Consider the following 25,499-nt stretch of genomic DNA (forward strand, 5'->3'; position numbering starts at 1 on the left):
GTATTAGGATAGCTTCTTGGTTCTTAGATTTGTTCAGCGATGACCTTTTCAGCTAGATTCATAGCGTGGTCAGATACACGAGTGTAGTGGGAGACAATGTCGATAAAGTTGACCCCGGCTTGAGTTGAACACTCGCCCTTGTTAAGGCGTTTGATATGGGTCTTTCTGAGAACACGTTCCATATTGTTGATTTCTTTATGGCGTTCAATCAGACTTTGAGCTTTTTCAATATCATTGTTTTCCACGCTGTCAAGGGCATCCTTGATAAAGTCAGTGGTCTTTTGATAGATATCAGCTAATTCCTGCAAAGCAGCTTCAGAGAATTCAACGTTTTTACGTTGAAGGTAGTCAGTCAGATTGATTAGGGCTTCTGCGTGGTCCCCAATACGTTCCAAATCGCGGGATGAATCAAGGATGTTGGTGAGCACTTCACTTTCTTTCTGGCTAAGAGCTTCGCTTGAAAGAGTAATAAGATAGCGAGTTAATTTTTCATCAATGGTGTTGATGGCTTCTTCTGTCTTGTGGCCTTTTTCGGCAACTTTTTCATTGAGGTCAATGATGTAGTTGTATGAAAGGTCAAAGGCTTTAGAAGCATAATTTCCTAAGTGAAGGAGTTCTTTCTTCGCATTTCCGAGAGCGATTGATGGAGCTTGCTTAATCAAGTGTTCATCAAGATAAAGTGGCTCGTACTTGACAACTTCATCTTCACCAGGGATGAGCTTGGTTACAAAGTAGGCCAAGGCTCCGATGAATGGAAATTGTACAATGGTGTTACTTACGTTAAAGGCACCGTGCGAGAAGGCGATGGTCATCTCAGGTGAGAGGTGAAGGAGTGCTTGGAAGTACTCAATCATAGACGTAAATGGACCTAATAAGATTAAGCAAAGAATAGTCCCTAAAACGTTAAAGGTAACGTGGGTTGCAGCAACGCGTTTCGCAGAGACATTGGCTCCAGCTGCCGCGATGATAACGGTTAGGGTTGTCCCGATATTATCCCCGAAGAGAACTGGTAGAGAACCTTTAAGGTCAAGGAAGCCACCTGCATAGAGCCCTTGCAAAATTCCGATTGTCGCAGAAGAAGCTTGGATGAGAACGGTAATCACTGCACCGGCAAAAACTCCCAACACAGGATTTTGTCCCAAGGTTACCATGTATTCCTTGAATTGTGGTAAATCTTTAAGAGGACTCATACCGGCACTGATGAGGTTGAGAGCATAGAAGATTCCCCCTACACCAAACAGGATGCGCCCGATATTGTTTGCTGTTCTGTTTTTTGTAAAGAAGAGGAACATGGTTCCAAGGAAAATCAGGGGTAAAGCATACTCACCAAGCTTGAAACCGATGATAAAGGAAGTAACGGTGGTTCCGATGTTGGCTCCCATGATAATTCCGATAGCCTGTCTAAGAGTGAGAAGACTAGCACTGACCAGTCCAACCGTGATAACTGTAACCCCTGTACTTGACTGAATCAGGGCAGTCACGACAATCCCGACTAGAACACCTAAAAAGGGATTGCTAGTGTACTTGTCAATGTAAAAACGAAGGCGATCTCCAGCAGCTTGTTGCAAACCGTCTCCCATGGTCTTGATACTATATAAGAATAGTCCCAGACCACCTAAAAAGTGAAATAAAATTTCCTGCCAATTGATGGACATTTCTTTTTCCTCCGGAAAATAATAACGGAATTTCTCCTATTCTATTTTAAAGGATAAAAGTAAATCTAACAAGTATTAAGCTAAGATTTTAGAAAGAAAATTCGTGAGAATGGATCTTAATTATATTAATTTTACCAATTTCTAACCTAGATATAGGCATTTCCTTTTATATATTGACATTTAAAAGAAATATCTTAAAATGAGGGAGGAATTATCTTGGTCCCTGTGATTGGGATAAAAATTTTATAAAGAAAGTTAAGCGCTTTCTTTTTGTGCAACAAAATCAATCTTTTAGGAGGAGAAAATGAAGAATCCATTTTTTGAAAGACGTTGTCGTTATAGTATTCGTAAGTTATCAGTAGGAGCCTGCTCGCTGATGATTGGGGCTGTTTTGTTTGCTGGTCCAGCCTTGGCTGAAGAAACTGCAGTTCCTGAAAATAGCGGAGCCAATACAGAGCTTGTTTCAGGAGAGAGTGGGCATCCAACTAGTGAAGCCGACAAGCAGAATGAAGGGGAACGTACTGGAGAAAACAAGCTAGAAAAGGCAGAAGGAGCAGAGACAGTATCTGAAATTGCTTCGCCAGCAAGCAATGAAGCTGCAACTACTGAAACTGCAGAGGCAGTAAGCGTAGCTAAACCAGAGGAAAAACCAAGTGAGGTGGTTGCAGAAACACCATCTGCCACATCAAAACCAAAGTCTGACAAGGAAACGGAAGCAAAGCCTGAAGCAACTAGCCAAGGAGATGAGTCTAAGCCAGCAGCAGAAGCTAATAAGACTGAAAAAGAAGTCCAGCCAGATGTCCCTAAAAATACAGAAAAAACATTAAAACCAAAGGAAATCAAATTTAATTCTTGGGAAGATTTGTTGAAATGGGAACCAGGAGCTCGTGAAGATGATGCTATTAACCGCGGGTCTGTCGCTCTCGCTTCACGTCGGACAGGTCATTTAGTCAATGAAAAAGCTAGCAAGGAAGCAAAAGTTCAAGCCCTATCAAACACCAATTCTAAAGCAAAAGACCATGCTTCTGTTGGTGGAGAAGAGTTCAAGGCCTATGCTTTTGACTATTGGCAATATCTAGATTCAATGGTCTTCTGGGAAGGTCTCGTACCAACTCCTGACATTATTGATGCAGGTCACCGTAACGGGGTTCCTGTATATGGCACACTCTTCTTCAACTGGTCTAATAGTATTGCAGATCAAGAAAAATTCGCTGAAGCTTTGAAGCAAGACCCAGATGGTAGCTTCCCAATTGCCCGTAAATTGGTGGATATGGCCAAGTATTATGGCTATGATGGCTATTTCATCAACCAAGAAACGACTGGGAATTTGGTTGAACCTCTTGGAGAAAAGATGCGCCAGTTTATGCTCTATACCAAGGAATATGCTGCTAAGGTAAACCATCCAATCAAGTATTCTTGGTACGATGCCATGACTTATAACTATGGACGTTACCACCAAGATGGTTTGGGAGAATACAACTACCAATTCATGCAACCAGAAGGAGATAAGGTTCCAGCAGATAACTTCTTTGCTAACTTTAACTGGGATAAGGCTAAAAATGATTACACTATTACAACTGCCAACTGGATTGGCCGTAATCCTTATGATGTATTTGCAGGTTTGGAATTGCAACAGGGTGGTTCCTACAAGACCAAGGTCAAATGGAATGACATTTTAGATGAAAATGGGAAATTACGACTTTCTCTTGGTTTGTTCGCCCCGGATACCATTACAAGTTTAGGAAAAACTGGTGAAGATTACCATAAGAATGAAGATATCTTCTTTACAGGTTACCAAGGTGATCCTACTGGCCAAAAACCAGGTGACAAAGATTGGTATGGTATTGCTAATCTAGTTGCGGACCGCACGCCAGCAGTAGGTAATACTTTTACTACTTCTTTTAATACAGGTCATGGTAGAAAATGGTTCGTAGATGGTAAGGTTTCTAAGGATTCTGAGTGGAATTACCGTTCAGTTTCAGGTGTTCTTCCGACATGGCGCTGGTGGCAAAAATCAACTGGTGATAAGTTGAAAGCAAGCTATGATTTTGAAGATGCTTATAATGGTGGAACTTCTCTCAAATTTGCAGGGGATCTTTCAGGTGCGACCAAGCAAGATGTGAATTTGTATTCTACTCGCTTGAAGGTGACAGATACAACTAAATTGCATGTTGCCCACAAAGGAGGCAAGGGTACCAAGGTTTATGTAGAATTTGCAACTAAGAAAGATTATACCTACGGTGATGAAGCTGCCCGTAAAGAGTTGACAGTTTCAGATAACTGGACTACCGATGATTTTGATTTGAGTGCCTTGGCAGGTAAAACAATTTATGGTATTAAACTCTATTTTGAAAATGATAAAGACTTAAAAGGCTATCAATTTAACCTGGGGCAATTGACCATCAGCAATAATCAAGATGCTCCTCAGGCACCAACCACAGTAGCTGTAGCCAAACAAGTCCTAAAAAATGCCCAAGAAGCGGAAGCAGTTGTGCAATTTAAAGGCAACAAGGATGCAGATTTCTATGAAGTTTATGAAAAAGATGGAGACAGCTGGAAATTACTAACTGGCTCATCTTCTACAACTATTTATCTACCAAAAGTTAGCCGCTCAGCAAGTGCTCAAGGTACAACTCAAGAACTGAAGGTTGTAGCAGTTGGTAAAAATGGGGTTCGTTCAGAAGCTGCAACTACAACCTTTGATTGGGGCATGACTGTAAAAGATACCAGCCTACCAAAACCACTAGCTGAAAATATCGTTCCAGGTGCAACAGTTATTGATAGTACTTTCCCTAAGACTGAAGGTGGAGAAGGTATTGAAGGTATGTTGAATGGTACCATTACCAGTCTGTCTGACAAGTGGTCTTCTGGGCAGTTAAGTGGTAGTGTGGATATTCGTTTGACCCAGCCACGTACAGTTGTTAGATGGGTGATGGACCATGCTGGAGCTGGTGGAGAATCTGTAAACGACGGTTTGATGAACACCAAAGACTTTGACCTCTATTATAAAGATGCGGATGGTCAATGGAAGTTGGCTAAGGAAGTTCGTGGCAATAAAGCCCATGTTACAGATATTACCCTTGATAAACCAATCACAGCTCAAGATTGGCGCTTGAATGTTGTCACTTCTGACAATGGAACTCCATGGAAGGCTATTCGTATCTATAACTGGAAAATGTATGAAAAGCTTGATACTGAGAGTGTCAATATTCCGATGGCCAAGGCTGCAGCCCGTTCTCTAGGCAATAACAAGGTACAAGTTGGCTTTGCGGATGTACCAGCTGGAGCAACCATTACCGTTTATGATAATCCAAATTCTCAAACTCCGCTTGCAACCTTGAAGAGCGAAGTTGGAGGAGACCTAGCAAGTTCACCATTGGATTTGACAAATCAATCTGGTCTTCTTTACTATCGTACCCAGTTGCCAGGCAAGGAAATTAGTAATATTCTAGCAGTTTCCGTTCCAAAAGATGACAGAAAAATCAAGTCAGTCAGCCTAGAAACAGGACCTAAGAAAACAAGTTATGCTGAAGGAGAAGATTTGGATCTTAGAGGTGGTGTTCTTCGAGTTCAGTATGAAGGAGGAGCTGAGGACGAACTCATTCGCCTAACTCACGCAGGTGTGTCAGTATCAGGTTTTGATACGCATTATAAGGGAGAACAAAATCTTACTTTACAATATTTGGGGCAACCGGTACATGCTAATTTATCAGTGACTGTCACTAGCCAGGATGAAGCAAGTCCGAAAACTATTTTGGGAATTGAAGTAAGTCAGGAACCGAAAAAAGATTACCTAGTTGGTGATAGCTTAGACTTGTCTGAAGGACGCTTTGCAGTGGCTTATAGCAATGACACCATGGAAGAACATTCCTTTACTGATGAGGGAGTTGAAATTTCTGGTTACGATGCTCAAAAGACTGGTCGTCAAACCTTGAAGCTTCGTTACCAAGGTCATGAAGTTAACTTTGATGTTTTGGTATCTCCAAAAGCAGCACTAAACGATGAGTACCTCAAACAAGAAATTACTGCTGTCCAAGGTCGTCAGTCAACGGTTGTTTACACCTTCTCTAGTGAGGACAAACAAGCGACGCTACTAGAGAAACTTAATGGAGCGAAAGCTGTTGCAGAAAATCATGGTGCCAGTCAGGAAGATGTTAATCAGGCTTTGAATGAATTGAAACAAGCAGGCGCAAACTTGGATGGTAATCAGCGTTATGAGGCTGCTAGGAAAGAATTAGAAAGTTTACTCGAATCCATCCGCGAAAAATATCCTAAATCAGAACTAATTGCGCAAGCAGAGGCTTTGTTGGTCTCACAAGCACCAACTCCACAAGCTTTTGCGGACATGAAAGAACAGCTGAATAAGAAACTAGCTCCTGCAGCAGAAAGCCATCACGTTGGTAGCCAGGATCCAAATGAAGTAGCCCCAACAGTTGAAGCCCTCTCTGGACTAGTTGTGGAAACTGAAACAATAGCCTTCGAACGTCAAGAGCGCCCAAATGCAAGCCTTCTTAAAGGTCAACATCAACTAGTTCAAGAGGGAGTTGAGGGACAAATTCGTCACTTGATTGAAGTAGATAGCCAAGGGAAACGCACTCTTCGTTTAACAGAGGTAGTTAAAGAAGCTGTTCCAGAAATTACTGAGATTGGAACAAAAGTTCTTTCAAGTAAGGAACCAACTGAAGGTGTCAAGAATTTGGTTGTGAATACTCCGAAATTAGAAGTTGAAGAGACAAGTATTGCCTTCGAACACCAAGAACTTCTAACTGCAGGTCTTCTCAAAGGTCAGCGTCAACTTGTCCAAGCAGGAGTTGAGGGACAAATCCGTCGCTTGATTGAAGTAGATAGTCAAGGCAATCGTACGCTTCGCGCTACAGAAGTTTTGAAAGAAGCGAGTCCTGAAATCGTGGAAGTAGGTACTGGTCTCATCCCTGCAAATCCTGCACCACAAAACACAGACCTTCCAAAACCTTCTAATCAACCAGTGTCTGACCAACAAAAGGCTCCTAAATTGGAAGTTCAAGAGGAAAAGATTGCATTTGACCGTCAAGAACATGAAAATGCTGAGTTGCTAGTTGGGGAACAACGAGTCATCATACAGGGACGAGATGGTCTGTTAAGACATGTCTTTGAAGTTGATGAAAACGGTCAGCGTCGTCTTCGTTCAACAGAGGTCATCCAAGAGGCGATTCCAGAAATTGTTGAAATTGGAACAAAAGTAAAAACTGAACCAGCAGTAGCGCCTACACAAGAAAAACCAGCCCAAAATACAGCAGTTAAATCAGAAGAAGCAAGCGCCCAATTACCAAATACAGGGACTGTTGATACAAACGAAGTCCTAATAGCAGGATTAGCCAGCCTTGGTCTCGCTAGTTTAGCCTTGACATTGAAACAGAAAAAAGAAGAGGAAGATTAAATATCGAAAAATCTTGTGAAATCTTTCCTTATATTTCCAAAGTGTGATATAATAGTTTCGAATAAAATAAATAAAGGGGTTTTTGTAACATGGCAAAACTTACTGTTAAAGACGTTGACTTGAAAGGTAAAAAAGTCCTCGTTCGTGTGGATTTCAACGTACCATTGAAAGATGGCGTAATCACTAATGACAACCGTATCACAGCAGCTCTTCCAACTATTAAGTACATCATCGAACAAGGTGGACGTGCAATTCTTTTCTCTCACCTTGGACGTGTGAAAGAAGAAGCTGATAAAGCTGGTAAATCACTTGCTCCTGTAGCTGCTGACTTGGCTGCTAAATTGGGTCAAGACGTTGTTTTCCCTGGTGTCACTCGTGGTGCTGAATTGGAAGCAGCAATCAACGCTCTTGAAGATGGACAAGTTCTTTTGGTTGAAAACACTCGTTACGAAGATGTTGACGGCAAAAAAGAATCTAAAAACGATCCTGAACTTGGTAAATACTGGGCATCACTTGGAGATGGTATCTTCGTAAACGATGCATTCGGTACAGCTCACCGTGCACACGCATCTAACGTTGGTATCTCAGCAAACGTTGAAAAAGCAGTTGCTGGTTTCCTTCTTGAAAACGAAATTGCCTACATCCAAGAAGCAGTTGAAACTCCAGAACGTCCATTTGTAGCTATCCTTGGTGGTTCAAAAGTTTCAGACAAGATCGGTGTTATCGAAAACTTGCTTGAAAAAGCTGATAAAGTCCTTATCGGTGGTGGTATGACTTACACATTCTACAAAGCACAAGGTATCGAAATCGGTAACTCACTTGTAGAAGAAGACAAATTGGATGTTGCGAAAGCTCTTCTTGAAAAAGCAAACGGTAAATTGATCTTGCCAGTTGACTCAAAAGAAGCAAACGCATTTGCTGGCTACACTGAAGTGCGTGACACTGAAGGTGAAGCAGTTTCTGAAGGCTTCCTTGGTCTTGACATCGGTCCAAAATCTATCGCTAAATTTGACGAAGCTTTGACTGGTGCTAAAACAGTTGTATGGAACGGACCTATGGGTGTATTTGAAAACCCAGACTTCCAAGCTGGTACAATCGGTGTGATGGACGCTATCGTGAAACAACCAGGTGTTAAATCAATCATCGGTGGTGGTGACTCAGCTGCCGCAGCGATCAACCTTGGACGTGCAGACAAGTTCTCATGGATCTCTACTGGTGGTGGAGCATCAATGGAACTTCTTGAAGGTAAAGTTCTTCCAGGTCTTGCAGCCTTGACAGAAAAATAAGATTTCATAAATGAATCAAAGAAGAGAGGGATGAAAGTTCCTCTTTTCTTTTGCTTGAAATAAAAACGCTTCCTCTCAACTATTACTCATAAAAATCACCGATTTATGATAAAATGGAAATAGAAAGTTGAGATTATGAGTTATTTTAAAAAATATAAATTCGATAAATCCCAGTTCAAACTTGGTATGCGAACTTTTAAAACAGGTATTGCTGTTTTTCTAGTTCTCTTAATTTTTGGCTTTTTTGGCTGGAAAGGTCTTCAAATCGGTGCTTTGACAGCCGTTTTTAGCTTGAGGGAGAGTTTTGATAAGAGTGTTCATTTTGGGACTTCGCGCATTCTAGGAAATAGTATCGGTGGCTTCTATGCTCTGGTCTTCTTCCTATTAAATGGCTTTTTCCATGAAGCTTTTTGGGTAACTTTAGTAGTTGTTCCAATCTGCACCATGTTAACCATTATGACAAATGTGGCCATGAATAACAAAGCGGGCGTTATTGGCGGTGTAGCGGCCATGTTAATCATTACCCTATCGATTCCGAGCGGAGAGACAATTTTGTACGTATTTGCTCGTGTATCGGAAACTTTCATGGGAGTTTTTGTTGCAATTCTCGTAAATTACGATATTGATCGCATTCGGCTCTTTTTAGAGAAAAAAGAAAAATAATGTTACATTTTATAACATTATCAATTGACGTTTGTCTTTTTTTAGACTATAATAGACAGAAAGAAGGAAATTGTAAATGAAGGAAAAAGAATTTCGCCGAAACATGGCTGTTTTTCCTATTGGCAGTGTTATGAAGTTGACAGATCTATCGGCACGTCAGATTCGTTATTATGAAGATCAAGAGTTGATTAAACCTGATCGAAATGAAGGGAACCGTCGCATGTATTCCTTGAATGACATGGATCGTCTGCTTGAAATCAAAGATTATATCTCAGAAGGTTATAATATCGCTGCCATTAAGAAAAAATATGCTGAACGTGAAGCGAAGTCCAAGAAAGTGGTGAGTCAGACTGAGGTGCGTCGTGCACTTCACAATGAACTTCTCCAACAGGGACGTTTTGCTTCAGTACGATCACCTTTTGGTCGCGGTTAGGCAACCGCAAGTAGTCATAGATTAAGGAGAAAACTCATGCCAATCACAGCTGCAGATATTCGTCGTGAAGTCAAGGAAAAAAATGTTACCTTTATCCGTCTCATGTTCTCAGATATTTTGGGAACGATGAAAAACGTCGAAATTCCTGCTACAGATGAACAATTAGATAAGGTCTTGTCAAATAAGGCTATGTTTGATGGATCTTCTATTGAAGGTTTTGTACGTATCAATGAGTCAGATATGTACTTGTACCCAGACTTGGATACATGGACAGTCTTCCCGTGGGGAGATGAAAATGGAAGTGTTGCAGGTTTGATCTGTGATGTCTATACAACAGAAGGTGAACCATTTGCAGGTGACCCTCGTGGCAATTTGAAATGTGCTCTTCGTCACATGGAAGAAGTAGGATTCAAATCCTTCAACCTTGGTCCGGAGCCAGAATTCTTCTTATTTAAACTAGATGAAAATGGGGACCCAACACTTGAAGTAAATGACAAGGGTGGCTACTTTGATTTGGCGCCTACTGACCTTGCGGACAATACACGTCGTGAGATTGTCAATGTCTTGACTAAAATGGGATTTGAAGTAGAAGCGAGTCACCACGAGGTTGCGGTTGGACAACACGAGATTGATTTTAAATACGATGAAGTTCTCCGTGCTTGTGATAAGATTCAAATCTTTAAGCTTGTTGTCAAAACTATTGCTCGCAAACATGGGCTTTATGCAACCTTTATGGCCAAACCAAAATTTGGTATTGCTGGGTCAGGTATGCACTGTAATATGTCCCTGTTTGATGCAGAAGGAAACAATGCCTTCTTTGATCCAAATGATCCAAAAGGAATGCAGTTGTCAGAAACGGCCTATCATTTCCTTGGCGGTTTGATCAAGCATGCTTACAACTATACTGCCATCATGAATCCAACCGTTAACTCATACAAACGTTTGGTTCCAGGTTATGAAGCGCCTGTTTACATTGCTTGGGCTGGTCGTAACCGTTCGCCACTTGTGCGCGTACCTGCTTCACGTGGCATGGGAACTCGTCTTGAGTTACGTTCAGTGGATCCGATGGCAAACCCATACATCGCTATGGCGGTTCTTTTGGAAGTTGGTTTGCATGGTATTGAAAACAAAATCGAAGCACCAGCTCCTATCGAAGAAAATATCTACATTATGACAGCAGAAGAGCGTAAGGAAGCTGGCATTACAGACCTTCCATCAACCCTTCACAACGCTTTGAAGGCTTTGACTGAAGATGAAGTTGTCAGAGCGGCTCTTGGAGAACATATCTATACTAGTTTCCTTGAAGCCAAACGAATCGAATGGGCAAGTTATGCAACCTTCGTTTCACAATGGGAAATTGATAACTATTTAGATTTATATTAATGGTACAGAAAGGTTGTCCGTTTGGGCAACCTTTTTATGTTGTTCTAAAGACTGGAGTACTTACATTTAGTCTTTTGTAGATTACTAATATTCTTCGAAAATCTCTTCAAACCACGTCAGCGTTATCTGCAACCTCAAAGCTATACTTTGAGCAGCTTGCGGCTAGCTTCCTAGTTTGCTCTTTGATTTTCATTGAGCATAAGTTTATTATAGTAGATTGGAAGATAATGAATTGAGTCTAGGATTGTCCAAAATAATTCCTAACAATGTTTTAGAAGTCGTGTTATACTATTGCGACTTAAATATGATATAGTGTTTTCATATTGCTCATACTCTTCTATTTTCATTGAGTATCAGCTATAAAGATCGATTACAATATGTCTTTTATGCGCTTCAGCTAGATGAGTGTAATAGATGAGAAGTTTTTTTATTTTTTCTTGAATTGAGGTTTTATCGTCTATAGTATGCTGTAATCTACATGAATATAAGGTGTGTTTGTCATAAATTGATTTGATGCATTTGATGTTTTTATATTAAATTTTCTGATATTTCTTTAATAAGGATAATTGCTATTTTTGTAAAAATCAAGATACTAAAATTTTATAGTTTAGTCCTAATTAGTAAATATACAAATTCATACATAGAGGGTAGTTCCACCGCTTGCATATATATATATGCAAGCGGTGGAACTTATTTTATCCATACAGGAATCAATAGTTTAAAGATTTTTTGTCATGTATTAATCGCTCTTTTTTCAACGAAAATCTTACTATTCTAGGAACTGCTTCGTTATAAAAATACTCTATAGTTGTTAATTATTTATTACAGATATCATTTTACTATATCAACTTATTGTGATAAACTATATATAGTTATGTCATTTTAAAAATAGAAAGGAAAAATTTATGTTTGGACATAAGAATAATAGGAATGGTGAAAAAGTTTTTCGCTATTCGATTAGAAAGTACCATTTTGGTGCTGCTAGTGTAGCTATAGCTGCCCTCTTGTTTTTTGCAAATGGAGTAGCTAGAGCAGATAGTCTATCTGTATCCCCTGATACAGCAGCGACTGAGAAGACCCTAAATGATGAGGGTAGGAGTAGGGCTAAGGAAGAACCCTTGCCAAATAGTCAAGAGCTTGCTGAAAGGAATTTGGAAGAAAAAACTACAAAAGTTGTTGATAAATCAGCCCTTCTTCAAGTGATGGATGAGCTTAAAGATATTGTAGTTAAGGTAAAAGAAAGTAAACTTGCTCCATTGTCTAATCAGCTTCTTCAGCTTACTGATGAAAGCAAACGTTTGCTTTCTGATAAGGATGCTAAATCAGAGGATATTGATCAACATATTCTAAAAATTAGAAAGCTGATAGAAACATTAAAAGAGCAAGAAAGTAGTGCTAGTCAACCTGAGCGGAAAGAAGAGAGTAAGGTGCCTTCTGCTGAAGCGGTAGACGAGACTGCTAATCAGGCTGAAAGTAGCAATGCTAAGGATTCTTTACTAGAAGATAAGAGCACGAATGAGGCTGCTACTGAAGTTCGTAAAGAAGAAACTTCTAGAGATAGCTCAAAACCTACTGTGACAGCTTCCGATAGAAGCTTAAACAAGGTAGATAAGGAAGCTAATAGTCTAGAACTGCCAAACAAAGATAATAAACTGTTACCGATAGATACGAAAAGTAATCTTGTAGATGAGGCGACAGAGGATGTTCTTGATAAGAAGAAAAAAGGTTATTCTGGGTTTAGAATAGCTCATTATGCAGCTCGATCAATTGATCGTTCTGTAGCTGGAAATCTCGACTCAGGTACTATCAGTGGTGATGGAGTTAAACAGTTTGAAAATCTTCATTATGACATTGATGGTGATCGTACTATTTGGAGAGTGGCTGTCCGTCCGGCTCATAAGAATCATGCTTGGGCTGGTATTGCAGTTACATCAGATGATACTATTGAAAATATTCGTGTAGTAGAAAGAGGTGGAGCTGGTGGTAGTGTACTAGAAGAGAGAGAAATTTCCAGAGGACGCCCTGCTAGTACGCCTTTCTCTAATTATAAGATGTTTATTGGTCACTACAGACTTATTGGTGGAGCTGTGCCAGATAGAATAGTCTATGAAGTAACTACTAGAGGAACACATCACAATCTTTTTGCTCGCTTTGCGACCGCTATTGTACAGAATACTCTTGAAAATTCTGGCTTAAGTGGTAAGGCGGCGATTACAAGTCGAAATTCAGACTTCCCTGCTGTAGGTATCCATGTCAATGCAGTAGGCGCTCCTACTGTTAACCACAACTATACTCGAACCAACGACACTGTACGTATGCAGACTGTACCGTCAACAGATAATCAATTATCAGGGACTGGGAAACCAGGAGCGACTATTTCTGTTAAGAAAAATGGAAATACTTTTAAGAAGACAAAAGTTGATGGAAGTGGTCATTGGGTTGTTTCACTAGATGCTGGTTTAAATAGTAATCTATCAGATACTGGAGAACAACTTGTACCGAAAGATAAGATAACAGTAACTCAAAGTGTTGATGGCAAAGAGAGTGAAGCAACGAATGTGGATGTTTCATTAGGACGTTCATGGATTGATCATTCACCGGGACATCCTGTAGGTGAGGTTACATCTAATCAACGTAATATTAAATTATTTGTACCACATGATGCAGGGATGGCGTATTTGAAGTATAGAGATACGAATAATCAAGAGCATCAAGTTGCAATTAGACGTACTACGATTAATCAACAATGGCAATCTCTTCAAAGTAATCTAGCAACTGTTACTTCAGTAGATAATACAAGTAATAAGTTCTATTCTATCATCAATTTACGATTGAATAGTGATATGAAAGTAGGATCTCAAACGTCTGTTATTTCAAATATGAAAGAAGGCGGTTACGGAAGTCTTGAGGGATGGAAACCTGTCAATGTAGTAGAGGCTCCATTAACATCTGGTGCTCACATCGAGAGTGACTTAACAGGTAAAGCAAGTATACCTGCAGACGTCAGAGTAAAAGCACCAGTAGGTTCAACAGTAAAACTTTACGATAATAATGATGTGCTAATAGGAGAAGCTCAGGCTGGAAATGATGGATATGCAACGGTACATCCTCTAAATAGTTTACCTGAAGGGCAAGTTAGAGCGACTTCAACTCCAGCTGGAGGGAAAGAATCAGCGAAAAGTGACCCTGTGAATGTTACAAGATCTCAAATAGGTCATGGAGAATCGAAACAAGATACTAAATCAGGTCTGACTGTTGGAGTTGATAAAAAATGGATCGTTGCTTATCGTGGGGACGAAATTGAGATTAAAACTCAAGCTCATGCTAGATATTTAGAATCATTAAAACCTAAAGGGCTAAACACTCAAGAAGATTTAGAAAGAAACTTCCCAATAAAAGGAAAGTTGTCACATAATTATCTAAGTACTGCAGGTGGGAAGGCACATCTAAATGCATTTGGAGGTTTTAAGGGTACTATTTCTTTAGAACAGCCTTTAGGAGATACAAAAGTTACTTTTGTTGGTCAAAGTAAGACTACAACAGCTAGTCTGAGTCAACGTAATCGAGGTGCAGTTGTTGAAGTTAGCACAACTATCACTGTCCTTGAAGTAGCGAAAAAATATGATATTTCTATTGATAAAAAGATTACTGTAGACAATCCAAACGCTGTAAGTGGTCCAGAAAAAGAGAAAATCATTGCAGCGATTAAAGAGAAGAACAATAGAACATATACAGATGCAGCATACAGAGCATTATTAGATCAGGCAACTTATTCAGTAGATGAAAAAGGGAATGTTACCATCACTTATCCTGATAAATCAGTAGATAAAGTAGCTTCGGCATACACTATTCAAAAACGCCCAGTAATAGAAACATCCTTAATCGATAAGGCAGATACACAAACACCGACTACTGTATCGGCAGATCCAGGTTCTAAAGTAAAACTTTACGATCACTCAGGCCATGAATTGGGAGAAGGTACGGCAAATGAAAGTGGTCGAGTTACTATTAATCCTACAAGACCGATTCCAAATGGAAATGTAACAGCAAAAGCAACTGATAATCGTGATCACACAACAGATGCAAGTGCTCCAAAACAAGCGACAGTACCTGCACCGCAAGCTTTGACTATTCAGCAACCTCATCATGGTTCAACAAGCGTAACTATTATTCCGCAAGGCAGAACAGATATTATCACTGCAGTTATTCAAGGGAAAAAAGTTAAAATTGAAAAAGAAGGTTCTGGACGTTATAAGACGTTAGAAAATGCGGCGAATGTACGAATTTCACCAAATTCAAATGGAAGTGTAACCTTTGAATTGCCTTCAGGTACAAGATTTGAAACCCTAGATAGAATCCAAGCTATTGCAGAAAATAAAGATATTACGGAAGCTTCAGGAATAAGATCATCTCAAGAGGCTAATCAATATGTATTAGCAAATAAAGGAGAGAAAGTACCTGTAAAAGATATTAATCATTTAACTCCAACAGATAAAGAAAGAGTTAAAACAGCCTATGAAAAAGCCAATCCTGGTATCAATAAGTCAGAAGTAACTGTTGAAAATAACGGGAATATTACCTACAATCACCAAGGTAGAGGATCTGTTCAAAAAGGTAATGCAAAAACACCTGATAATGTTGTTTTAGATAATGTAGCTCCAGGTAAGCCAACGATTCCAACTAACTTGACGGATAAAGCTGGAACTAGAACTCAAATTGAAGTAGATACAGAACCAGGTGCATCTGTTGTTTTATATGATCATGGAAATCAAGAACTAGGACGCGGTGTAGCTAACGCAAGTGGTAAAGCGCTTATCGATCCGACTAAGGAAATTCCGAAAGGTAATGTTACAGCTAAAGCAACAGATGAAGCAGGAAATATCTCACATCCAAGTGATGCTAAGGTTGCTACTTTCCAAGATTTCACGCCAAAAGTTCCTGCTAAGACACCTGTTACAAAAGTAACTTCTTTAACACCGAGTGAAGTTAATCAGGTTAAGAAAAAAGTTTCAGATGCTAATCCTGGTAAAGAAGTACAGGTATCGACTAATGGTACTGCCACTGTAACTGATCCTAAATCAAGAATATCTCATGAAATATCTGGAGACAAGCTGGTTGAATCAAATGATAAGATTAGACCAATAGTTGAAATTCCTTATGATAATCCAGCTAGACAAGAGATCTATGTTTACTCTGGGGAAAATAACGATATTACACTGAAAGCTTGGGATAATTCTGGTAAGATTTCTAAATTGCATCTAGCGTTTGCTGCTGATAATAGACAGGGTCTAGGTACAGAAGATTCATACTTGAACGGGAAAACTCGATCAGCACTTTACTTGAAGGCTACTAAAATTCACACTGATACGCCAGCAAGTCAAAATTCTCCAGCTATTCTTAAGGTAACTGGTGAGATTCCTAAGGGTGAGTTTAATGAACAAAGTGGGCAAATTTCACGATACTTATTTGCAGAAGATCCAAGTGGAAATACTAACTATGAGCATGTAGGTCATGCTAATGATGTAGGAGCTCCTGGACGTATTCGATTTGTATGGAAACCTCAAACATTTAAATATGATGCGCAAGCTCCAGGAACACCGTTATTACTAGACAATGCAGATGCGACTCAAATTGAGAATGCTGTAAAACAAGCTAATCCAACCTTTAGCGATAAAATTAAGTCTGTAACAGTTGATGGTAATAATGTGATTGTGACCTATAAAGACGATAGTACAGATAGATTAGATGCATCTAAAGTCTTCAAAGTACGTGATTCTAAGCCAACGTCACCAATGGCAATAGCACCAAGTGATGGAACAGTTACAGTGACACCAACAGGGGATGCCGATAAAGTCACGGTTAATTACACTGATGAGAAAGAACAAAATAAAACTGTAACAGTAGTCAAAGATAAAAACGGAACATGGTCATCATCAGATAAACCAGCAGGTGTAACTGTAGATTCAAGTACAGGGCAACTCCTTATTCCAGCTGAAGGTGTTAAAGATAGAAGTCAGGTAACAGCAACAGCTACGAAAGGTGATAGTAGACCATCAGATCCAAAAATAGTTACAGCGCAGCCTAAAGATTTCACCCCAGTGAAACCAGACGAGAAAGTTCCAGTTAAAGACAAAGCGCACTTAACTCCAGAAGAGAAAAAACAAGTGGAAGACAAAGTCAAAGCGAAGAACCCAGGTAAGGAAGTCACTGTAGGCGAAGACGGCACTGCAACGTTGAAAGATCCAACAACCGGCATCAGTCACCAAATTCCAGGAAGCGACTTGGTCAACCAAGGATTCACCCCAGTGAAACCAGACGAGAAAGTTCCAGTTAAAGACAAAGCGCACTTAACTCCAGAAGAGAAAAAACAAGTGGAAGACAAAGTCAAAGCGAAGAACCCAGGTAAGGAAGTCACTGTAGGCGAAGACGGCACCGCAACGTTGAAAGATCCAACAACCGGCATCAGTCACCAAATTCCAGGAAGTGACTTGGTCAACCAAGATTTCACCCCAGTGAAACCAGACGAGAAAGTTCCAGTTAAAGACAAAACGCACTTAACTCCAGAAGAGAAAAAACAAGTGGAAGACAAAGTCAAAGCGAAGAACCCAGGTAAGGAAGTCACTGTAGGCGAAGACGGCACCGCAACGTTGAAAGATCCAACAACCGGCATCAGTCACCAAATTCCAGGAAGTGACTTGGTCAACCAAGATTTCACCCCAGTGAAACCAGACGAGAAAGTTCCAGTTAAAGACAAAGCGCACTTAACTCCAGAAGAGAAAAAACAAGTGGAAGACAAAGTCAAAGCGAAGAACCCAGGTAAGGAAGTCACTGTGGAGAAGACGGAACAACAACCGTGACAGACCCAACAACAGGAATCAGTCACCAAATTCCAGGAACAGACTTAGTGAACCAAGACTTTGGTGTAAACGGTATTCCAGAAGTAACTCCAAGTCAACCAGCCTACACAGATCCAGTAGGAACAAGCAGTACGGATGGCGAGGGCAATGTCATTACGCCACCAACTGTAGATATTCCAGCCTACACAGATCCAGTAGGAACAAGCAGTACGGACGGAGAAGGAAACGTCATTACACCACCAACTGTAGATATTCCAGCCTACACAGATCCAGTGGGCACAAGCAGTACGGATGGCGAAGGCAATGTCATTACTCCACCAACTGTAGATATTCCAGCCTACACAGATCCAGTAGGCACAAGCAGTACGGATGGAGAAGGTAATATCATTACGCCACCGACTGTCGAAGTTCCAGCCTATACAGATCCAGTAGGCACAAGCAGTACGGATGGCGAGGGCAATGTCATTACGCCACCAACTGTAGATATTCCAGCCTATACAGGCAGTGTCAACGGCATTCCAGAAGTTACCCCAGCTAAACGAGACTATGAAGGTAGTGTAAATAGTATTCCAGAAGAAATGCCAGCTCAGCCAGATAAGGACGGCAGTGCTAATGAAATGTCAGAGGGAACGCCAATATCTGAAACTACAATAAATAAAGATCGACAACTTCCGAATACAGGGACAGAGAAATCAAACACGTCACTTATTGTAGCTCTTTTAGCAGCTATGACTGGCGGACTTCTCATTTCACGAAAACGGAAGGAAGAAGAGTAGTGACTTGTAGACTATGAGGTCAATAACAAGTGATTTGTATAAAATCAATAAAATGAGTTGATATACAAGTAACTGTGTTAAAATCAGAAAGCAACGTGTTTAGCGTTGCTTTTTGATTGGCTCTTTGTCAACTGTAGTGTGTTGAAGAAAAGTAATACTCAATGAAAATCAAAGAGAAAACTAGGAAGCTAGCCGCAGGTTGCTCAAAACACTGTTTTGAGGCTGTAGATAAGACTGACGAAGTCAGTAACATATATACGGCAAGGTGAAGCTGAAGTAGTTTGAATAGTATAAGATAGTTTGGATTATCCAATGCATGGAGTTGAATATGAAGGCAAAATAGTCGATTGATGTTTAGAGAGAATGCCGATTATTTCTTGCATTTTATATCGAGGTGTGATATATTTTATATAACGAAGTGCGATATATTGAACTGGATAGGAGGTGGCTATAAATGAAATTAACAGATAAGATTAGGCGGGTTTACCTTCCCATGACTGAAACGGGTTTTTATATTCTATTCTGTCTGCAAAAGGAGAGCCATGGCTATGGTATTACGCAAAAGGTCAAGGAGATGACAGATTCGCAAGTCTTGATTAGTCCAGGAACTATGTATGGAACCTTGTCAAAGATGGAAAAGGATGGTTTGATTTCCTTTGTCCGCGAAGAGGAAAAGCGGAAAATCTATCAGATTACAGACTTGGGACGAAAGGTCTTAGATATTGAATTGAAACGTATTGAACGGCTCTATAGAAACAGTCGGGAGGAAGGATAATAGAAAAGAAAATTGTTTATCGAATTTTTACAATTGCGGATTATGATAGAGAGGCTTTATATCTTAGAAAAATGCATGCTGAGGGCTGGAAACTTAGAAAAGTAAGCTATTCTATCTTACTGTTTGCAGTTAAGTATACCTTTGAAAAGTGTCACTCTGAGCAAGTGTCTTATCAGTTGGATTTTTACCCAATGGAAAAATCAGAGAGAACCTCCTATTTACAACTATTTAAAGATTGTGGCTGGGAGCATATTACAGACTTTAATAGTTTTTCCTATTTTAGAAAAGCACATTCTGAAATTGAATCGAATGCCGAGTTTGAAATTTATAATGACGCTGCTGGGAAGTTAGCTATGGTTAATCGCATTTTAAGACTGCGATTAGTACCTGTTTTACTTTTGCTAGCCATACATATACCATTCTTACTTAAATTGCTCAATAGAAGTAATGCGTATGGTCTATGGAGTTTACTTGCAGTCGGGCTAGATATTTTCTTATCTTTGATCCTTTTGTTAATAGTTTCTTATATTAGCTGGAAGTTATGGCATAAAAAGAAGGAATTATCAGATTTATGCTAGGGTAGGTATGTTCAAAATTGGAGGGAAAGTCATGATAAATAAAAAGCAATTTAAGATTTTTACGATTCTTGATTTGGACAAGGAAGAAGAGTATTTGCATGAGATGCATTTGAAAGGTTGGAGATATAGAACGAGTCGTTTTGGTTTGTTCTATTTTGATCAATGTCAACCAGACGATGTCATCTACTGTATCTATGATTCTAGATTTCTTAAAAAATATAAGCATGAACTGCAAGATTTTAGAAATAGAGATTGGGAATTGATAGAAACAGGTTTTTGTTCGATTCTTCGTAAATCGTCTTCTAATTTACTTCCAGAGGATCAAGTTTATATGAGTAAGGGGCTCAGATGGGAAGTTATGCGATCTAGACTTCGTTCCTGTACAGCTACTTTCTTAGGTGGTTTGGTTGTTTGTATAAGTTTATTTAAAGAAGAACTTTCTATGTCTTTCTTTATTATTTTTGTTTTATATGCTCTTATGATTTCTTATCTAATCTATGGTTTTTTTAGACTTAAAAGGGCATACCGAGTAGATAAACAGTAAGGTTCTAGGTCTTTAGACTGATTTTTAGCACTCTTGATAAAAGAGTGCTAATTTTTTGAGTTTTTATCTTGACATTCTCTTTTAAGGGTGTATAATAGAATCATAAGTTAGCACTTGAGGGTATCGAGTGCTAATCGATCAGACAGAGAGGAGTGATGAGATGGTTACAGAGCGTCAGCAGGATATTCTAAATCTCATTATTGACATCTTTACCAAAACGCACGAACCTGTCGGATCCAAAGCCTTGCAAGAGTCTATTAACTCTAGCAGTGCAACCATTCGTAATGACATGGCGGCTCTAGAAAAGCAAGGTTTGCTTGAAAAGGCTCATACTTCAAGTGGTAGGATGCCAAGTGTTGCTGGTTTTCAGTACTATGTAAAACACTCACTGGATTTTGACCGACTGGCTGAAAATGAGGTTTATGAGATTGTTAAAGCCTTTGATCAGGAATTCTTCAAATTAGAGGATATTCTGCAAGAGGCAGCTAATCTACTAACAGACCTGAGTGGCTGTACGGTAGTAGCACTGGATGTTGAGCCGAGCAGGCAACGTTTGACAGCCTTTGATATCGTTGTTTTGGGGCAACATACAGCCTTGGCAGTATTCACCCTAGACGAGTCTCGAACGGTTACCAGTCAGTTTCTTATTCCAAGGAACTTCTTGCAGGAGGATTTGCTGAAACTGAAGAGCATCATTCAGGAACGTTTCCTCGGCCACACCGTTCTAGATATTCACTACAAGATTCGGACGGAGATTCCGCAGATTATCCAGCGTTACTTTACAACAACGGATAATGTGATCGATCTCTTTGAACATATCTTTAAGGAAATGTTCAACGAAAACATTGTGGTGGCAGGCAAGGTTAATCTCTTGAATTTTGCTAATCTAGCAGCCTATCAGTTCTTTGACCAACCGCAAAAGGTGGCTCTGGAGATTCGTGAGGGGCTTCATGAGGATCAGATGCAAAATGTCCGAGTTGCGGACAGTCAAGAGTCCTGTCTAGCAGACCTAGCGGTGATTAGTAGCAAGTTCCTCATTCCTTATCGAGGAGTTGGAATTCTAGCCATTATCGGTCCAGTCAATCTGGATTACCAACAGCTAATCAACCAAGTCAATGTGGTCAACCGTGTTTTGACCATGAAGTTGACAGATTTTTACCGCTACCTTAGCAGTAATCATTACGAAGTACATTAAGATTGAAATCATTAAAGGAGGCGAAAATGGCCCAAGATATAAAAAATGAAGAAGTAGAAGAAGTTCAAGAAGAGGAAGTTGTGGAAACGGTAGAAGAAGCAACTCCTGAGAAGTCTGAGTTGGACTTGGCAAATGAACGTGCGGATGAGTTCGAAAACAAATACCTTCGTGCTCATGCAGAAATGCAAAATATCCAACGCCGTGCCAATGAAGAGCGTCAAAACTTGCAACGTTATCGTAGCCAAGACTTGGCAAAAGCGATTCTCCCTTCTTTGGACAACCTTGAGCGTGCACTCGCAGTTGAAGGTTTGACAGACGACGTTAAAAAAGGATTGGAGATGGTGCAAGAAAGCTTGATTCACGCTTTGAAAGAAGAAGGAATCGAAGAAATCGCAGCTGACGGAGAATTTGACCATAACTACCATATGGCCATCCAAACCCTCCCAGCAGACGATGAACACCCAGCAGATACCATCGCCCAAGTCTTCCAAAAAGGCTACAAACTCCATGACCGCATCCTACGCCCGGCAATGGTGGTGGTGTATAATTAGAAGTTTTATATGTCGAAACAATATAGTAGGAAGATGAGAATGAAAAAGATAGCGGCTACAAATTGGGCTATTGGAATTGTCGTTTTCTTTCTGGTAGTAGGGATATTTTTTGCTTATCCTATTTCGGAAGGAGCAAAAGTTTCTTATTTTGGAACGCAACCAGTAATTTGGTTGCAAAAAGTATTAGAACTTATATTGCAACCGATTTTAATTGGTCAATTGTTATTATTAATTACAGAGGATATGTCAGTAAATAAGAAAGACTGATTTGGTTTTGTCCGAAACGACAATAAACTATGAAAGAAAGATAAGAAGCAAGCCGAAGGCTTGCAAGGAAGATATTGCCCGCCGTGGTGAAAGTTTCAGTAGCTTTGGCTACTGAAACAGGGGATTTTTGAGACAATAGGCTCAAAAATAAGTGATGAAATCCCGTAGGGAGTTGCTCACGTCCCCACCACTTAAGGGAAATATCAAAAAAATCAAAATTCGAATTAAAATTTAAGGAGAAAACACATGTCTAAAATTATCGGTATTGACTTAGGTACAACAAACTCAGCAGTAGCAGTTCTTGAAGGAACTGAAAGTAAAATCATCGCAAACCCAGAAGGAAACCGCACAACTCCATCTGTAGTCTCATTCAAAAACGGAGAAATCATCGTTGGTGATGCTGCAAAACGTCAAGCAGTTACAAACCCAGATACAGTAATCTCTATCAAATCTAAGATGGGAACTTCTGAAAAAGTTTCTGCTAACGGAAAAGAATACACTCCACAAGAAATTTCAGCTATGATTCTTCAATACTTGAAAGGTTATGCTGAGGACTACCTTGGCGAAAAAGTAACGAAAGCAGTTATCACAGTTCCAGCTTACTTCAACGACGCTCAACGTCAAGCAACAAAAGACGCTGGTAAAATTGCTGGTCTTGAAGTAGAACGTATTGTCAACGAACCAACTGCAGCCGCTCTTGCTTACGGTTTGGACAAGACTGACAAAGAAGAAAAAATCTTGGTATTTGACCTTGGTGGTGGTACATTCGACGTCTCTATCCTTGAATTGGGTGACGGTGTCTTCGATGTATTGTCAACTGCAGGGGACAACAAACTTGGTGGTGATGACTTTGACCAAAAAATCATTGACCACTTGGTAGCAGAATTCAAGAAAGAAAACGGTATTGACTTGTCTACTGACAAGATGGCAATGCAACGTTTGAAAGATGCAGCTGAAAAAGCGAAGAAAGACCTTTCTGGTGTAACTTCAACACAAATCAGCTTGCCATTTATCACTGCTGGTGAGGCTGGACCTCTTCACTTGGAAATGACCTTGACTCGTGCGAAATTTGACGATTTGACTCGTGACCTTGTAGAACGTACAAAAGTTCCAGTTCGTCAAGCCCTTTCTGATGCAGGTTTGAGCTTGTCAGAAATCGACGAAGTTATCCTTGTTGGTGGTTCAACTCGTATCCCAGCTGTTGTAGAAGCTGTTAAGGCTGAAACTGGTAAAGAACCAAACAAATCAGTAAACCCTGACGAAGTTGTTGCTATGGGTGCTGCGATTCAAGGTGGTGTGATTACTGGTGATGTTAAAGACGTTGTTCTTCTTGACGTAACACCATTGTCACTTGGTATCGAAACAATGGGTGGAGTATTTACAAAACTCATTGACCGTAACACAACAATTCCAACATCTAAATCACAAGTCTTCTCAACAGCAGCAGACAACCAACCAGCCGTTGATATCCATGTTCTTCAAGGTGAACGTCCAATGGCAGCAGATAACAAGACTCTTGGACGCTTCCAATTGACAGATATCCCAGCTGCACCTCGTGGAATTCCTCAAATCGAAGTAACATTTGATATCGACAAGAACGGTATCGTGTCTGTTAAGGCCAAAGACCTTGGAACTCAAAAAGAACAAACTATTGTCATCCAATCTAACTCAGGTTTGACAGACGAAGAAATCGACCGCATGATGAAAGATGCAGAAGCAAACGCTGAAGCAGATAAAAAACGTAAAGAAGAAGTAGACCTTCGTAACGAAGTAGACCAAGCAATCTTTGCGACTGAAAAGACAATTAAAGAAACTGAAGGCAAAGGCTTCGATGCAGAACGTGACGCTGCCCAAGCTGCCCTTGATGACCTTAAGAAAGCTCAAGAAGATAACAACTTGGACGATATGAAAGCAAAACTTGAAGCATTGAACGAAAAAGCTCAAGGACTTGCTGTTAAACTCTACGAACAAGCCGCAGCAGCGCAACAAGCTCAAGCAGGAGCAGAAGGCGCACAAGCCACAGGAAACGCAGGCGATGACGTCGTAGACGGAGAGTTTACTGAGAAATAAGATGCAAAGCCCGTTAAAACCTCACAGTGAAAATAGGAAATCTGACGCAGAAACTTTAGTTTCTAGGAAGATTTGTCTTTTTCACCAAGAGGTTAGGGAGTGCTCGATTTAGCATTACTAGTTTGATTTTTAAAACTCGAACGTCGTAATGATAGGAAGAAATCCAGAGGTTGCAACCCAGCCTCTGTTTTTCGATAAAATAGAGGATGTTGCGTATGAAAAAAGTACTTTGTATCATTTATCCTAATTTTTCTCTTTATGAGATAACCACTTTAACGAGTACTTTAGCTCTGTCTTTTGATATCACGATTGATTATGTAGCTTCTGAGAATTCGATGGTGGTCTCTGAGGATGGTTTGCCCTGTCAACCGACGAAAACATTGGATCAGATCCGCATAGAAGATTATTCTTGTGTGATTTTGCCAGGAATGGTAAATATAGGTTCTACTCTACAAGATGAGAAATTGATCTCGTTTTTGAGAAGTCTTAATGAGCAGGATATCCTAATTGCAGCCATTTCTTCAGCGCCTCTTTTATTGGCGAAAGCAGGCTTGTTGAACGACACGAAATTTACAGGTGGAATTTGGCAAAACTTCTTTGATTATTTTGAATTTCTTCCACGTGAGAATTTCCAACCGAAAGTTCTTGTCCAAGATAAACAAATCATTACGGCTATTGGTTTTGCACATCAAGAGTTTGCAAGAAAAGTGATTTTCGGTTTAGGGTTGGCAGAGAATACGGACAACTATTTTAAAGAACAGAACGAGTATGCTGAAGAGGATTTGATATTTACTCTATCAGATGAAGAGTTTAATCAAGTAAAGCAGAGTATAGAAAACAGCCTCTAAAGATTTACATGAAAATTATAGAAAGGAATAAGGGTGTTCAGGGAATTGAACTCACACTCTGAGCTTTCTTACTCAATATAAAAGAAAGGAATTGAACCCGACCTAGATTGAGGTTTTATTCCGCAATATTAACAGAAAGGAATAAGGGTGTTCGAGTAACTGAACACGGGCTACGGACTGTGCCAAAAAGATAGTTTTTCTA

The 25,499-nt window shown here is 39.9% G+C and carries 15 protein-coding genes and 1 pseudogene; 15 read left to right on the forward strand and 1 reads right to left on the reverse strand.

All coding sequences use genetic code 11. The features are described from left to right. Positions 1-23: 23 nt before the first annotated feature. On the reverse strand, positions 24-1,655 hold the full coding sequence (locus tag FJR73_RS03615; protein ID WP_033679683.1) for a Na/Pi cotransporter family protein: 1,632 nt from the start codon (positions 1,653-1,655) through the stop codon (positions 24-26). Between the two features lie 304 nt (positions 1,656-1,959). On the opposite strand from FJR73_RS03615, the pseudogene FJR73_RS03620 reads away from it, so the two are divergent. From FJR73_RS03620 to FJR73_RS03700, 15 genes and pseudogenes are all read left to right on the forward strand, one after another. After that, positions 1,960-6,975 (forward strand): annotated as a pseudogene (locus FJR73_RS03620) (bacterial Ig-like domain-containing protein); the annotation flags it as partial. A gap of 185 nt (positions 6,976-7,160) precedes the next feature. Then, on the forward strand, positions 7,161-8,357 hold the full coding sequence (locus FJR73_RS03625; protein ID WP_001096743.1) for a phosphoglycerate kinase: 1,197 nt from the start codon (positions 7,161-7,163) through the stop codon (positions 8,355-8,357). A gap of 135 nt (positions 8,358-8,492) precedes the next feature. After that, positions 8,493-9,020: an aromatic acid exporter family protein gene (locus FJR73_RS03630; protein ID WP_000119911.1), complete on the forward strand. Its 528-nt coding sequence runs from the start codon at positions 8,493-8,495 to the stop codon at positions 9,018-9,020. Between the two features lie 76 nt (positions 9,021-9,096). Beyond that, on the forward strand, positions 9,097-9,453 hold the full coding sequence (gene glnR, locus FJR73_RS03635) for a transcriptional repressor GlnR (protein WP_000659551.1): 357 nt from the start codon (positions 9,097-9,099) through the stop codon (positions 9,451-9,453). 36 nt (positions 9,454-9,489) lie between these two features. Then, a complete protein-coding gene (glnA, locus tag FJR73_RS03640; protein ID WP_140833382.1) occupies positions 9,490-10,836 on the forward strand; it encodes a type I glutamate--ammonia ligase in 1,347 nt (448 codons plus the stop codon). 905 nt (positions 10,837-11,741) lie between these two features. Next, entirely contained in the window at positions 11,742-17,693 is a 5,952-nt protein-coding gene (locus tag FJR73_RS03650; protein ID WP_140833384.1) for an Ig-like domain-containing protein, read from the forward strand. Continuing rightward, positions 17,690-18,469: an LPXTG cell wall anchor domain-containing protein gene (locus tag FJR73_RS03655; RefSeq protein ID WP_140833386.1), complete on the forward strand. Its 780-nt coding sequence runs from the start codon at positions 17,690-17,692 to the stop codon at positions 18,467-18,469. Before FJR73_RS03650 ends, FJR73_RS03655 begins: the two co-directional genes overlap by 4 nt. 454 nt (positions 18,470-18,923) lie before the next feature. Further along, positions 18,924-19,244 (forward strand): PadR family transcriptional regulator, encoded by a 321-nt coding sequence (locus FJR73_RS03660; protein ID WP_061759560.1) that lies wholly within the window; start codon positions 18,924-18,926, stop codon positions 19,242-19,244. Further along, positions 19,244-19,822, forward strand: a complete 579-nt coding sequence (locus FJR73_RS03665) for a DUF2812 domain-containing protein (RefSeq protein ID WP_140833388.1) — start codon at positions 19,244-19,246, stop codon at positions 19,820-19,822. Before FJR73_RS03660 ends, FJR73_RS03665 begins: the two co-directional genes overlap by 1 nt. Before the next feature lie 31 nt (positions 19,823-19,853). Further along, positions 19,854-20,366, forward strand: a complete 513-nt coding sequence (locus tag FJR73_RS03670; RefSeq protein ID WP_061759562.1) for a DUF2812 domain-containing protein — start codon at positions 19,854-19,856, stop codon at positions 20,364-20,366. Positions 20,367-20,526: 160 nt separating this feature from the next. After that, entirely contained in the window at positions 20,527-21,561 is a 1,035-nt protein-coding gene (gene hrcA / locus FJR73_RS03675) for a heat-inducible transcriptional repressor HrcA (RefSeq protein ID WP_004261010.1), read from the forward strand. 26 nt (positions 21,562-21,587) lie between these two features. Then, a complete protein-coding gene (grpE, locus tag FJR73_RS03680; RefSeq protein ID WP_049538869.1) occupies positions 21,588-22,112 on the forward strand; it encodes a nucleotide exchange factor GrpE in 525 nt (174 codons plus the stop codon). A 39-nt stretch (positions 22,113-22,151) separates the two neighbouring features. Beyond that, complete coding sequence (locus FJR73_RS03685) at positions 22,152-22,379, forward strand: hypothetical protein (RefSeq protein WP_125411465.1); 228 nt, start codon at positions 22,152-22,154, stop codon at positions 22,377-22,379. A 246-nt stretch (positions 22,380-22,625) separates the two neighbouring features. Further along, complete coding sequence (gene dnaK, locus FJR73_RS03695; RefSeq protein WP_000034661.1) at positions 22,626-24,449, forward strand: molecular chaperone DnaK; 1,824 nt, start codon at positions 22,626-22,628, stop codon at positions 24,447-24,449. A 215-nt stretch (positions 24,450-24,664) separates the two neighbouring features. Continuing rightward, the gene (locus FJR73_RS03700; protein WP_061759563.1) at positions 24,665-25,297 is read left to right on the forward strand and encodes a DJ-1/PfpI family protein; all 633 of its coding nucleotides are present in this window, start codon (positions 24,665-24,667) and stop codon (positions 25,295-25,297) included. Positions 25,298-25,499 lie beyond the last annotated feature (202 nt).

It is taken from the genome of Streptococcus sp. D2 (assembly GCF_006385825.1).
GTDB classification, from domain to species: domain Bacteria; phylum Bacillota; class Bacilli; order Lactobacillales; family Streptococcaceae; genus Streptococcus; species Streptococcus shenyangsis.